Annotated in this window: 8 protein-coding genes; 4 read left to right on the forward strand and 4 right to left on the reverse strand. The window is 48.3% G+C overall.

All coding sequences use genetic code 11. The features are described 5' to 3' along the window. Positions 1-112 precede the first annotated feature (112 nt). Complete coding sequence (locus NG795_RS25145; protein ID WP_367291344.1) at positions 113-1,156, forward strand: TIGR03032 family protein; 1,044 nt, start codon at positions 113-115, stop codon at positions 1,154-1,156. A 347-nt stretch (positions 1,157-1,503) separates the two neighbouring features. Next, the gene (locus tag NG795_RS25150) at positions 1,504-6,030 is read left to right on the forward strand and encodes a Calx-beta domain-containing protein (protein ID WP_367291345.1); all 4,527 of its coding nucleotides are present in this window, start codon (positions 1,504-1,506) and stop codon (positions 6,028-6,030) included. A 351-nt stretch (positions 6,031-6,381) separates the two neighbouring features. Here NG795_RS25150 and NG795_RS25155 read toward each other — a convergent pair whose 3' ends face one another. The 4 genes from NG795_RS25155 to NG795_RS25170 form a co-directional block, all read right to left on the reverse strand. Next, complete coding sequence (locus tag NG795_RS25155) at positions 6,382-7,113, reverse strand: 2-phosphosulfolactate phosphatase family protein (protein ID WP_367291346.1); 732 nt, start codon at positions 7,111-7,113, stop codon at positions 6,382-6,384. A 143-nt stretch (positions 7,114-7,256) separates the two neighbouring features. Further along, complete coding sequence (locus NG795_RS25160) at positions 7,257-8,669, reverse strand: glycoside hydrolase 100 family protein (RefSeq protein WP_367291347.1); 1,413 nt, start codon at positions 8,667-8,669, stop codon at positions 7,257-7,259. 125 nt (positions 8,670-8,794) lie between these two features. Next, on the reverse strand, positions 8,795-10,423 hold the full coding sequence (locus NG795_RS25165; protein WP_367291348.1) for a TPM domain-containing protein: 1,629 nt from the start codon (positions 10,421-10,423) through the stop codon (positions 8,795-8,797). A 96-nt stretch (positions 10,424-10,519) separates the two neighbouring features. Next, positions 10,520-12,124 carry a TPM domain-containing protein gene (locus NG795_RS25170; RefSeq protein ID WP_367291349.1) on the reverse strand — a complete coding sequence of 535 codons (1,605 nt, stop codon included), beginning with the start codon at positions 12,122-12,124 and terminating at the stop codon, positions 10,520-10,522. 369 nt (positions 12,125-12,493) lie between these two features. Here NG795_RS25170 and NG795_RS25175 point away from each other — a divergent pair, with 369 nt between their 5' ends. Together NG795_RS25175 and NG795_RS25180 are read left to right on the forward strand one after the other, a co-directional pair. Then, positions 12,494-13,261, forward strand: a complete 768-nt coding sequence (locus tag NG795_RS25175) for a LemA family protein (protein ID WP_367291350.1) — start codon at positions 12,494-12,496, stop codon at positions 13,259-13,261. Between the two features lie 3 nt (positions 13,262-13,264). Continuing rightward, on the forward strand, positions 13,265-13,810 hold the full coding sequence (locus NG795_RS25180) for a ChaN family lipoprotein (protein ID WP_367291351.1): 546 nt from the start codon (positions 13,265-13,267) through the stop codon (positions 13,808-13,810). The last annotated feature ends 56 nt before the right edge of the window (positions 13,811-13,866 follow it).

Raw genomic sequence — 13,866 nt, forward strand, 5'->3', positions numbered from 1 at the left:
AATCCCCGTCTAATAGCTGCGAGTCGGTTTTTAACCGACTGAAATAGCGGTTGTTGCTCCAAATTCAAGTGTTAAGATTTGCGCCAAACCGTTGAATTCGCGAGGGATTACGATGTCGTTAGAAATTATGGGATCGCGCCAGTTCCCGGAATGGTTGTATCAACACCAAGTTAGTCTGGCTTTTACTACCTACCAAACGGGGAAGCTGTTTCTCATCGGATTGCAACCCAACGGGCGCTTATCGATTTTCGAGCGCACGTTCAATCGGGCAATGGGATTATCGGCGTCGGCGAATGCGTTATATGTGAGTTCGCTCTATCAGTTGTGGCGGTTTGAAAATGCTCTGGAACCGGGACAGGTGCATCAAGGATACGATCGCCTTTACGTTCCCCAACTCGCCTACACCACTGGCGATTTAGACATTCACGATGTGGCCTGCGATCGCACCGAAACCCCAATTTTTGTCAATACTTTGTTTAGCTGTTTGGCAACTGTCAGCCACACGCACAGTTTTATCCCCTTATGGCAACCGCCGTTTATCTCCAAACTCGCGGCTGAAGATCGCTGTCATCTGAATGGGTTGGCAATGGAAAACGGAACGCCCAGCTATGTGACGGCAGTCAGTCAAAGTGATGTGGCAGATGGGTGGCGCGACAAACGGCACAATGGCGGTTGTGTTATCGATGTGAAGGGCGATCGCATTGTCCTCGACAATCTCTCTATGCCTCACTCGCCGCGTTTGTACCAGGATAAACTTTGGTTGCTCAATTCCGGAACCGGGTATTTCGGGTATGTGGATAGGGCAGCGGGTCGATTTGAACCTGTTACCTTTTGTCCCGGATACTTGCGGGGATTAGCCTTTTGCGAAGATTTCGCCGTTGTTGGCATCTCGAAACCTCGTCACAATAAGACCTTTAGCGGTTTACCCTTAGATGCAGCTTTGCAATACAAAGGCGCAGAGGCACGCTGCGGGTTGCTGATTATAGACTTGCGGAGTGGGGATATCCTTCACTGGTTGCGCTTGGAAGGGAGTTTGTTTGAAGAGTTGTATGACGTGGCAGTTTTACCGGGGGTGCGCCGTCCGATGGCGGTGGGGTTAAAAACTGATGAAATCCTCCGCATGATTACGATTGGTCCTGCGCCAACTGTCATCTAGTCCCTCCAGGAGAGAGGATGGGTTTTGATGGCGATCGCCACCCTGGACCGCTTCAAAAACTCATCTCAAAAACAATCCCTTCTATCAAAACCATAAGTGATTCAAAAAGTCAAGGCGATCGCCACCGGCATACCGGGAAATTTTTAAGCCGAAATCCCTACCCGTTAGATCGAGAGTCATGTCATAGATAACAATACCGATGACATTCAGGGGGGCGATCGGGCATAACTGAGAAAGTAGGAGTCAGAGTGGGATTTTCCTTCTTTCAGGGATGGAACTTGATCCGGGCGATCGCCAACTTATTGACTAGCACACTTTCTCAAGTCTAAAGGGGCAACTCAAACACTATGGCAGTCATTCAAGGCACACCGTTCGATGATACCTTACTCGGAACCGCAAATCCCGATGTGGTTTATGGGTGGCAAGGTAACGATTTTCTACAGGGTGTAGAAGGAGACGAAATCCTCTACGGGGACCAAGGAGAGGATACCCTAATTGGGAGTCTAGGCAATGATTTACTTGCCGGGGGTCTAGGCAATGATGTCTTAAATGGCGAGGCGGGTAATGACATTCTTTATGGCGGGGCCGGAGATGATATCTTAATCGGAGGATTGGGAGGCGATCGCCTGTTTGGTGATACCGGATTCGACACCTTTTATCTGGAATGGGGTGCAGATACCGTCACCGGAGGCAAGGACAAAGATACCTTTATTCTCTTTCCCACCCTAGGCGGTGGTAGCTTGGCAGAAGCAGCAATAATTACGGATTTTAGTCCCTTAGAAGATCAACTGGAACTCACCGGGGGAATCACCTTTGAAGGGTTGAATATCTTTCAAGGAACAGGATTTTATGCCAAAGATACGATTATCCAGGACCGGAATACAGGCCGATATTTAGCGATTTTGCTGAATGTGGCAACCCCTAACTTGCTCAAAGAGGTGACTGGGGAAATCCCCCCCACAGAAATAGCAGTCCCCGCAGAAGAGGCAAGGGAACAACCGAACGTTGTATTTGCCACTCCCTCCGTTGTCATTTCACCGATTGCACAACCTGGAACGCCCATTGATAATCCGCCAACTGATAATCCGCCAACTGATAATCCGCCCATTGATAATCCGCCCATTGATAATCCGCCAACTGATAATCCGCCAACTGATAATCCGCCCATTGATAATCCGCCAACTGATAATCCGCCAACTGATAATCCGCCAACTGATAATCCGCCAACTGATAATCCGCCCATTGATAATCCGCCCATTGATAATCCGATTCCAGGAACACTGCAATTTACGGCGAGTCACTTTGCAGTGAACGAAGATGGGACTGCCGTCATGAGCATCACCGTAGAACGGATAGAAGGAAGTGCGGGTACAGTGGGTGCAAGCATTACCCTCATTGATGGCACGGCAACTGCCCCCGATGACTATGATAATACACCTATTTTAGTCACTTTTGCCGATGGGGATACCAACCCTAAAACCATTGAGGTTCCGATTATTGATGATCCTCAGATTGAAGGGACGGGAACAGTTAGTTTAACCCTAATTAACCCCACAGGTGGTGCTATTTTAGGAACTCAAAAAACGGCTAATTTAGACATTTTAGATAATGAAATACCCACTCCCGGTACTTTACAATTTAGTGCCGCTAATTTTACCGTGAATGAAGCGGGTACTCCGGTGAGGGCAGTGACTGTGACTCGGGGGGGTGGTACGACAGGTGCGGTGACGGTTCAAGTAATTCCTGTGGAGGGGACAGCAACGGCACCGGATGACTATGATAATGCTCCCATTACAGTTAGCTTTGCTGATGGGGACAATGAACCGAAAATTGTCACAATTCCGATGGTCGATGATGAGGTAGTAGAAGGGGATGAAGGGGTTAATTTAACCTTGTTTAATCCCACAGGAGGCGCATCATTAGGGGTTCAAAATACAGCAATTTTAGCTATTATCGATAACGATCGCCCTTCGCAACTCCAATTTAGCACCGCTACCTACAGCATTCGGGAAGATGGGGGTAGTGCAACGATTACCGTTACCCGGGACAATGCGATCGGGACAGTCAGTGTTGAGTATGCGACTTCAACCCCCAATCGCAATAATGCTACCACCGCCGATGCGGATTATATTCCCACCCAAGGAACTCTGACCTTTAATCCCGGAGAAACTATAAAAACCCTGACGATTCCCATTTTAAATGATGACGTAGTAGAGGGAACGGAGGCGGTGCAAATTGCCCTTTCTAATCCTTCTAACGGGGCAGTATTAGGGGGAGTTTCGACAGCAATTTTAGAAATATTAGACCATGAACCGGGACAGTTAGAATTTATCAGTGCCAGTTCCAGTGGATTAGAAGGCAACAGTGGCACCGCAGTAGATAAAGTTGTCGGAAAAATCCGACGCAGTGGCGGCAGTGATGGGGAAGTTACGGTGCAGGTGGTGTTAGATAATCCGGCAGGAACGGCGACGCCCGGGGAAGACTATACCACAACCTTTCCGATTTCGGTGACCTTTGCCGATGGGGAAAGTGGCGATCGCGATGTGGCGATCGCGATCGTTGAGGATATGCTGAATGAGGCGAATGAAACTATCCCGTTAAAGTTAGTTAATCCCAGCGGTGGCGCAAGGTTGGGCACGCAACAGACAAACCTCTATACCCTCACCAATGATGATGGTGGAATCAACATCCCCACCGCGTCCAATTTTGTGGCGTCTAATGTGATCTCTGGCGGGGATACGGTTCACACTTTTACCATCGATTATGCGGACAATGTGGCGATCGATATCCGGACATTGGATAATGCTGATGTGGTTGTTACCGATCCCAATGGGGCCGCAATTCCGGCTACCTTTGTCAGCGGGACTCCCCCTGGAAGCGGGACGCCGCGCACGGTGACTTATCAGATGGCCGCGCCTGGTGGTACTTGGGATATCGGAGATAACGGGATTTATACGGTACGGCTTCAAGACAATCAAGTGAGGGATACCAGTGGCAATGCCGTCCCCAGTGGGACTCTGGGACTGTTTACCGTGGATGTGGATGCGATGGCGCCAACAGCCAATAATTTGACCGTTACGGATGTAGATACCAGTGGCGACACCCCTCATAGTTTTACGGTGGACTATACCGATAATGTGGCGATCGCTTTCAGTAGTTTGGATAGTTCCGATATCCGCGTCACGGGTGCCAATGGTTTCAACCAGTTAGCCCGATTAGTGGGCGTTAATACCAGTGAGAATGGAACACCGCGTACTGCTACCTATCAGATTACCCCTCCCGGTGGCACTTGGGATAGTGGGGATAACGGCAGTTATGCGATCGCGGTAGAAACATCTCAGGTTCTCGATACCACAGGGAATGCCGTTCCCGCCACCCACCTCGGCAATTTCAATGTGAACTCACCCCTTCCTCTGGATCCGACGGTGACTCTGGGGGTGTCTCCAACGGCAGTTTATGAGGATGATAATATAATATCGCCCACCGTCGTCCGAGGATACACCTTCACTCGTACCGATAGCGTGAATGTACCGTTAAGCAGTCCGCTAACCGTGAATTTCATAGTGGAAGGAGAGGCAACACTAAACACCGATTACAATCCAACGGGTGCGGATACTTTTGGAACGACCGGAACTGTAACCTTTGCCGGTGGTTCGGATACCGCCATTGTATCGATCGCGCCGGTTTCGGATACGACCATCGAAGAGGATGAAAAAGTGACACTCACTTTGGCAACAGGTGCCTACGCGATCGGAACGCCTGGTGCCGTGACCTTTACAATTCTCGATGATGATGGCCGGGTACTCAATACCAACGATAGCGGTTATGGTTCGTTACGACAAGCCCTCAAGAATGCCAGTCTGCAACCGGGATCTCATCTGATTGATTTGACCCCGGTGACGGGAACCATTACCTTGGCTTCACCCCTACCACCGATAAACAATAATATGAGTATATCATTCAATGGCCCCGGTGCCAACCTGCTCACCATCAGTGGCAATAACACTCATCAAGTGTTCTCTGTCAGTAGTGGTAGTACAGCTAACTTTAATAACTTAGCGATCGCCAATGGCAATCTGACCCTTCCTTCAGGAGCTCCAGGAGCCAATTACGGCGGTGGTATCCACAATCGCGGTACAGTTAACCTCAACCATAGCATCGTGAGAAACAACCAGGTGTATGGTGCAAATGGAGGTGGAGTCTTCAACGCGGGCATCCTTAACGTAACCAATAGCACGATCTCGGGCAATTCCGCCGAACCGAACCCTGATAACGTCGGGGGTCAAGGGGGCGGCATCTGGAATACAGGTACCGTTAATCTCACAAATAGCACAATTTCTGGCAACCGTTCATCCTTTAAGGCCGGAAATCTTAGCGGGGCGGGTATTTATAACTCGGAGTCAGGTACAGTCACGCTCTCCAACAGTACCATTGCCAATAATTACACGGTGTACGTTACTCCCGAGCCTGGGGTTACTGGCGTAGAAGGGAGAGGAGGCGGAATCGCCAATGCTGCTGGCGGTACGGTGCGTGCGAAAAACACGATCATTGCCAACAATGGTGATAATCCTTCTTATCCCGATTTTGCTGGGGTTCTGACGTCAGGGGGTTACAACCTAATTGGTAACTCATCCGGTGTTATGGGTTTGCAGGGAACTGATATTCGGGATGTCAATGCGATGCTAGATCTCCTGGCAAATTATGGCGGCACCACGGCAACTCATCGATTGCAAGGGAGTAGTCCTGCTATTAATGCGGGGAATGCAACGTTTCCCTCTCCTTATATTTCCTCGCTACCGTTTGACCAACGGGGAGAGGGGTATGCTCGCATTTTGGGTGCGGCAATTGATATCGGTGCGTTTGAGCTAATGTAGGCGATCGCTTTAATCTCAGGCGATCGCCTTTGCAGCCCACATTCCGCATAAGGGTATTCCCACAAATAAATCATCCAAATTCGAGGGTTAAGCACCTAACAAAACGGTATCAGCCCGCCCTTTTCGGGCTGAGTCTGTGTAGCCCCACCCGTCAGTCGCGCTCCTTTTTTGGAGATTTTATTCTATGGAGTTCCCTAAATATTTTTGCTTATGCGGAATGGGGGTTCCCATTGAGTCCCTAAAGTTTTATCCCAAAATTACTATGACGGCGTTGAAAGCGCCCCGATTCGGTTAAAAAAGGTAAGGTTGGCGAGGCCAACCCTACCTGTTAATTTATTGAAAATGGACAGTTTATTTAACCAAAACCCCGGGTTCTTTTTGTCGGGGGACGACCTCTAAAATATCGGTTTTAGCACAGTATTTTAGATCTTCATGACAGTTGAGACGGAGCAGGCGTTGGCCGTGACTGGCGTGATGCATTAAGCCTAATAAATCGTCTTGCCAGTGACGATAGAGGGCTAGAGCGGCGATCGCCTCGTCATTTCCAGCGAGTTCCTTGGGTGAGAGACTGCTACTGGCGAGTAAACCATCCACGATCGCCCCTGCACAGACGGTATCTTCTAGGGAATAGCTGCCTTCCCAACCGGAACTGACAATCCAAACGGTTTCTGGATTGGTTTCTAGCAGATAATTGACCACCGCTTGGCGATTAATTAACGCGGCTGCAAGTACCGACGGGGCTGCTTGGACCCGTTGCAGCGCCCTTGTCCCGTTGGTGGTACTGATAAACAAACGACAGTCTGTGACTCGTTCAGGCGTGCAATCCAAGGGGGAGTTCCCTAGGTCACACCCTTCGACTTTGGCCCCCCCGCGTTCCCCAGCACGCAGGCGTTTTTCAGCGGGCCAATCTGCGCTCAGTTGCATGAGCTGATCCATATCACTAAACACTTGCACTGCTTCTGCACCGGCATTGAGTACGGTGGCGATCGTGCTGGTGGCGCGTAAAACGTCCACGGCGATCGCGCAATCCGGCACGCTATCGGTGGGGGTCAGTTCGGGAGTATGGTAGACAAAGAGCTTCACTGCTTGAAAACACCTGCTTGTTAAACTGCCGAGTTCTTATTTTATGGGTTTGGGGGGTATTCTTGATACATTTTCTTAGAAATTCGGGTTAGGGGCGATTTCACCCCTGTGGATCTTCCGGGTACAGACCCCCCAGGGAATCTCTAGGCATTATCCTTTCCCGTCCCCTCAAGACTCTCAGGATGTTGTCCCGTTAAAAAGACCATCATCGATAAATGTTCGGGATGTTCAATCATTTCTTGGGCCAATAAAAAGGCGGAGATCGTCCAGGTTTGATATTTTCTGGCTTCTTTCCCAATCAGTCTGCCGGTGGTCCCATCATAATATTCCGGCCACTCATCTTTTTGTAACCGTTTTGCAGCAATTTGAATCGCTTTGCGGGCAATCTCTGGTTTTCCCGTATGCAGGGCCGCTGCGGTTAACATCCACAACAATACCGGCCAATTTCCCCCATTATGATAGGACCAAGCCCGATTTTTGGGGTCGCATCCGGTCATCATTTCCCAATCCCGTCCTTCTAAGGCGGGAAAACAAATTTTCATGGGCATTTGTCCCACTAGATTTTCCCAGCGCTTTTCAATCAAAGTCATCACTTCTAGGGATTGTTCTGGGGTGGTTAAGCCGGATAAAATTGCCATTAAGTTACCCAAGGCAAAAAACCGACAATCCAGTTGAGAAGGGCCGAGATTTCCGGCGAGATAGCCTCCACCTTCGGGCAACCACCGACTCAGGCGATCGTAGGGAATCGAATCGGAGTAAATATTAAATTGATTGAGGGCGGTTTCCCCATATTCTTCGCCTTTGTAGCGGTAAATGGCATTGACGCGATCGAGGTCAAGCCAATAATGTTGTCGCAAATGAATTTTGAGCGACTGTAATCGTTTTTCAACTGCTTGATTAATGTAGGAGTTCTCTACATTTTGGAGCAGGAGTTCTTTAGCCGATCGCAATGCATAATAAAATAAAGATTGAATTTCCAAGGGATGACCATCAATGCCCATCCGTCGGTCAATCATGCAAGCGCCATCGGGAACTAAGATGGTGGGGTACATATCGAAGCGAGCCACCAAACACAACTCCATAATTAACCGGATGCCTTTTTGAAACTCCGGTTGATGGGCGATCGACAATTCGCCGGTGGTGTTGATATAATTCCGTAAGACGAAAATCCACCACAAACAAGAATCAACCGGCGTGACTCGCCCGATCGCGTGATTGCCAAAGTCCGCGAGTAAATATTCTTCATGTTTGCCGTGGACGACTTTGAAACTCGCGGGCATTAATCCTCGACCCGCTTCCAGAAAATCCAGTTGCCTTTCTTTGATTTGTAACTTTAAGGTTTGGACCAGAAAATTGCGAACAATTTCGGTTTGGCCTTTCATTAAAAAGACCAGTGCACAGGAGACAAAATCCCGGATAAAACACTGGTCATAATTGAGTGCTTCCGCACTGGGATCTGAAGCGGCAACGGTACCGACGGGATGACCGTTGTAATAAATAATCGATTTTTCCAGAACCTGCCATGCTTCGTCGAGGATAGTGCTGTCCGTACCCATTAATTCCCTGAGTGTACTGCTTTGCTAAACACTTCATTATAGCACCCCTTCAGGGCAATTCCCTGATTCTGGGTCAACCTTCAAAACAGGCGGTTTCTCGTCGGGACTGATGGCAGGACTTCAGTCTACCAATCTTCCCCAGCACCCCCACCGCCACTCTCCCCTCCCCCGAAATCACTGCTATCGCTACTACTGTCGCTACTGCTATCGCTACTGTAACTATAAACGGGAGGCGGGGGAGGCAAGGCAGGAAGGATGACGCATTGGGTGCTTTCGTTGCCGCAACAGTGGCAGCGATCGTGAATTTCCTGTCTGCCGGTACAATCGGTTGTCGGTTGCTGGATGACTTGTTCGGTGCGAGTGACGGTGAATTCCTGGCAGATGGCACATTCCAAAATGGCGGAGTTTTGAATATAACCGCGAATGTGAACCAGGTGATTGCCAGATTGGGGGTAACAATTCGTACATTGCCACCCGATAAAGTTGACGCTACCGAGGGTTTGAGCAGTGGTTTCCGCTGTTGTGAGTAAGGATTGCAAGGGGTAACCCTGGATTTTGTGGAGGGGATAGCGGCAAACCAGACAATGAGCAGGGCGATCGCACTCCCGAGGTCCCATAAAGCTCAGTTGGTCCTGAACCCGCGATCGCCCGGTGGGTGGTAGGAATACGGCATTAACGGGGGGTTGCAGACAGGGTATATCTTCGAGGAGTTCTTCGTGGCGATCGCAACAGTGGCAATCCTCGGTGATCCACTGTTTCCCGGTTCGATTCCAGGTGGGTTCTTCCACTATTTTTGTCACTTGGCGGGTGACGGTTAATTCTTGACAAGTGGGACAATTCGTAACATTAGATAACTGAGTTTCATAGCTGAGAATTTGAACCCCACCGATGGGATGACTGGGATAGCACCTTGCACAGAATGCTCCCTTAAATTCAACACTTCCGAGTTGTTGGGCGACTCGTTCCGGTGGAGTTAAATGGGAGTTTATTTCCGGTTCTTCTAAGGGTTTTAGAGGGTGTTTGCACTGATTACAATAAAGACGTTGCGGGTTTTGAAAGAGCTGGTTTGAGCGCGTTCTTCCGGTGGGTTCGATGAAAATTCGCCGTTTTTGCCGATAGACTGTTCCTCCGGCGATCGTTGCTAATGCGCCCCCTCCCCCTAACAACCAAGGTATCCAATCCCCGGGAACAGCTTCTGTTTCCATTTCAGTGATTAAGGGGGGAGGATCCGCTGCGATTACCGCGATTAACGCCTGGGTTCCGGCTAAAATTCCACCCTCAAAATTACCCTCTCGAAATCGAGGTGTCACTTGAGTTTTAAGTATATTTCCAACTTCAGCATCCGGCAGCAAGCTTTCCATTGCATATCCGGTTTCAATTTCCACCCGTCGCTCACCCACAGCGGTTAAAAATAACAGCCCATTATCGGCTCCAGATTTGCCAACTTTCCAGTGATTAAACAGTTCCGTTGTAAATACCTTGGAACTGGAGGATGGAGCCGTTGTCGGCACCGTCACCACGGCAATTTCTGCCCCCGTAGTTGCCTCCAATTCTGCTATCATCTGATTCAGTTGATTTTCAGTCTCATTGCTGAGAATATTTGCCATATCCGTCACCCATCCCCCATATTGTTGTCGGGGATTCGGAACCTCTTGGACGGTTAAGGCATGACTGAGCAGGGGAAATATTATCAGGGAAAATCCGAACAAGATTCCCCAAAATGTTTGCTTAATTCCAGTAGTTCGGGTAAACATTGGTTAATTTCACTCCAGTTTACAAAGCTAAATTTAGGGCAATTCGTTTCTAAATAAGGGGGAAAATATCAAGAGAATAGGTGACTATAATACCCGTTAAAAATCTCCTCCAGCACCGCCACCACCACTGCTGCCGCCGCCAAAACCACCTCCGCCACCACCTCCACCACCAAAACTACCACCGCCGCCATAACTCCCTCCATAACCACTACTACTGTCGTTCGTTAACCGGGGAATTTTTTGCTGAGTATCCTCGCGATAATTGCAAGATTGACATTCATAAATAATCTGGAGAATTCCCCCTTTTTCGTAGGTGGCTCGTTGCAGGGTTTTTTGTTCTACGACAATCATCGTGAATTCTTGACAATGGGGACATTCACTAAAGCGATGCTGATTGAGCAGATAGCGCCTGAGATGAAAGGTAGATGAATCATCGGGATAGCATTGGGAACAGTGCCACCCTTCAAATCGGGTACTGCCTAATCGTTGGGCGACTTGTTGCGGGGGAGTGAAGCGATCGCAGAGAATGTTTTGATTCAGTTTAATTAAGGGAGTTTCACATTTCTGGCATTTCACCGGCAGGTTGAATCGAAATAAGGCGATAATCCAAGGAGAAACGACATAGGTTATCAAACTAGAAACGAGTACCCAGATGAATAAGAATAATCCGGTCACTTCTGTTAAACTAGACAAGGGCAGAAAAATAGTCTGGCTGATTCCATAAAATATAGGTTTTCCCAGAGGAATAATTAATAACGACCAGAAACCTATAAAAACAAAAGTCACCCCCATTGCAATTATTTTGTAATTAAAAAATGGCGTACTTATCAGCACATTAGTGGTGACATGATGATACATGGCCCGCCAGAAATTGACTACAAAAAATAGGGAACCGCCTCCCAGGGAAATGATGGCGAATCCTCGCCACAGCATCCCGGATGGATCAGCGATCAGGGTAAGCAAAATTAAGCCGAAGGAGAGACTAAAAACAGTACAATAAATCCACGCAGAAAATCCTGTTTCGAGGCGGTTGTCGAACTTACCCATGACCAGCGATCGCCCTTTGGGTTTTAGGGATAGCGGTTGCTGTGTCATGGATTGGACTTTTTTATAGCCCCCGAAAGAGAAGACAAAGGCAACCAAAGAAGTAATTCCCAAAAATGGCGTGGGAGAGGAGGGTTCTGAAAACTCCTTTACTGGGGGATTTCCCGATAACTCGGTGACTAACGCTTCCGTTCCCGCTAATATGCCTCCATCCCAATCTCCTACCCGCAGTTTTGGAGTGATTTGATTGGTAATAATGTTACCCACTTGGGCATCAGGTAAGAGTCCCTCTACGCCATATCCCGTTTCGATTTCAACTCTTCTATCTCCGACGGAAGTTAAAAACAAAACGCCATTATCTACGCCTTCTTTACCAATTTCCCATTCATTAAACAGTTCCGTAGTAAAGTCTTTCGGACTGGGAGAGGGGGCGGTTGTGGGGACCGTTACCACGGCAATTTCTGCCCCCGTGGTTGCCTCCAATTCCGATATCATCTGATTAAGTTGAGTTTCTGTACTCTCGCTGAGGATATTCGCCATATCGGTTACCCATCCCCCAGACTGTTGCCGGGGATTGGACACATCTTGCACGGACAAAGCGTGACTGATGAGGGGAAAGCCAATCAGGGATAAGCCGAGTAAAATAGTCCAGAGCATTCTTCCTTGGGTGACTCTTATCCGTAAATTTGTCCGGATGATTCTGAGCAATGGGGTCATAATTTCGAGCCTCAAATTTTTATCAACGGCTGGGAATATCCTGAAATTAAAGGATGTCAATTCATAAATCAGAAAAATGGAGAGGATTTTTAGACTAAACCTGACTCGGGACCCCAGAAATCAGTCATAACATTAGCCGGGAATGATAAAAAGTAGTGGGGCTTCGCCCTCCTCTCACTCAAGGAGACTTGTTGCATCACTCCTGGACTCATGAGGGGGAGTTACATTACCTCGCTACATCCTGGCATTGATTGAGATAAATTAGAAGAGAATTTAACATTTTGTTATGAATTGGGTAGAGGGGGAACGATGAAGGATTCTAATTTTCAAATTCCTGAAGATATGGCCCAGGAAGTGCTAGAACTGGCTTCCCGCTACTATTCTGGGTCCCAAAATAGTTATTCTTTGGAGCAGTTGCAACAGGCGGGTTCCGATGTCCAGATTCCACCAGAGTTGATAAATAAAGCGATTCAAGAGGTACGGGAAAAACGCCGGATTGAGGCGCAGGCGCAACAAGGGGCACAGGAAAGGCAAAAAACGATAAAAAAGGTGGCAGCAGGGGTGGCAGTCGCGATCGCCCTCTGGGGAATTTTTACCTATAATTCTCTGTCAAGCAGCGCCTCTGATGTGGAGGCAAGTTGGGCACAAGTCGAAAATCAACTCCAACGGCGGGCGGATTTAATTCCGAATCTGATTAGTGTGGCGAAGGCACAAACTGCTGCTGAACAAGAAACGATCGCCTTGTTGATGCGATCGCGAGAAAGTTATCTCCAAGCCCAAAATTTACCAGAAAAACAGGCGGCGATCGCAGAAATCAATGTAGCGATTAATCAATTTAATCAATCTCTCGGGATGAACCCTCAATTACAATCCTCTCAGGCATTCCAAAATCTCAGTTATGAACTCGCTGGCACAGAAAATCGGATTGCTGTGGAACGAATGCGTTACAATCAAGCAGTGCAAGTCTACAATCAAAAGGTGCGGGCTTTCCCCAATTCTTTGATTGCGGGCTTGACAGGGTTTGACCAAAAACCCTTTTTTGCAGCAGAAAGTCGCGATGTTCCTAGAATTGAGTAATTGATGAAAAAATCTGACCTGATTAAACTCGGTACTTGCTCGTTGGGGATTATTTTAGCTTGTACTTTATCAGTCCAAGGGGTGGAAATCACCCCTCGAATCCCTGAACTTAATAGTCTGTTTTCTCGACTATTACCCCAAGAACAGGTGCTGCCCGAATTAGGTAAAGCCCATGTGGTTTATTTAGGGGAAACTCACGATAGTGAAGCGGATCATCAAGCGCAGTTGGAGATTATCCGCGCCTTGCATCAGCAGAATCCCAATATGGCGATCGCGATGGAAATGTTCCAGCGTCCCTATCAAGGGGCTCTCGACCGTTATTTACGGGGAGAAATCACAGAAACTGAACTGATTGCAGAAACGGAATACGAGAAACGCTGGGGATTTCCTTGGGAGTATTATGCAGAGATTGTGCGATTTGCTAAAGAACATCAGTTGCCAATTTTAGCGTTAAATGCACCGATGGAAGTTACCCGAACAGTAGCGCGGGATGGGTTAGAAGGGTTAAGCATACCGGACCGAGAATATATCCCACATTCCGCAGGTTGAATCAAGTCAGTAAATAATATTTCTGGCAGGAGGCCCCTAGGAACTGAAGGATCCAT

It is taken from the genome of Laspinema palackyanum D2c, from assembly GCF_025370875.1.
In the GTDB taxonomy this organism is placed as follows: domain Bacteria; phylum Cyanobacteriota; class Cyanobacteriia; order Cyanobacteriales; family Laspinemataceae; genus Laspinema; species Laspinema palackyanum.

Coding starts and splice junctions, on each gene's coding strand:
- NG795_RS25145 (WP_367291344.1), top strand. CDS start 113: ATGTCGTTAGAAATTATGGGATCGCGCCAGTTCCCGGAATGGTTGTAT.
- NG795_RS25150 (WP_367291345.1), top strand. CDS start 1,504: ATGGCAGTCATTCAAGGCACACCGTTCGATGATACCTTACTCGGAACC.
- NG795_RS25160 (WP_367291347.1), bottom strand. CDS start 8,669: ATGGGTACGGACAGCACTATCCTCGACGAAGCATGGCAGGTTCTGGAA.
- NG795_RS25165 (WP_367291348.1), bottom strand. CDS start 10,423: ATGTTTACCCGAACTACTGGAATTAAGCAAACATTTTGGGGAATCTTG.
- NG795_RS25170 (WP_367291349.1), bottom strand. CDS start 12,124: ATGCTCTGGACTATTTTACTCGGCTTATCCCTGATTGGCTTTCCCCTC.
- NG795_RS25175 (WP_367291350.1), top strand. CDS start 12,494: ATGAAGGATTCTAATTTTCAAATTCCTGAAGATATGGCCCAGGAAGTG.
- NG795_RS25180 (WP_367291351.1), top strand. CDS start 13,265: ATGAAAAAATCTGACCTGATTAAACTCGGTACTTGCTCGTTGGGGATT.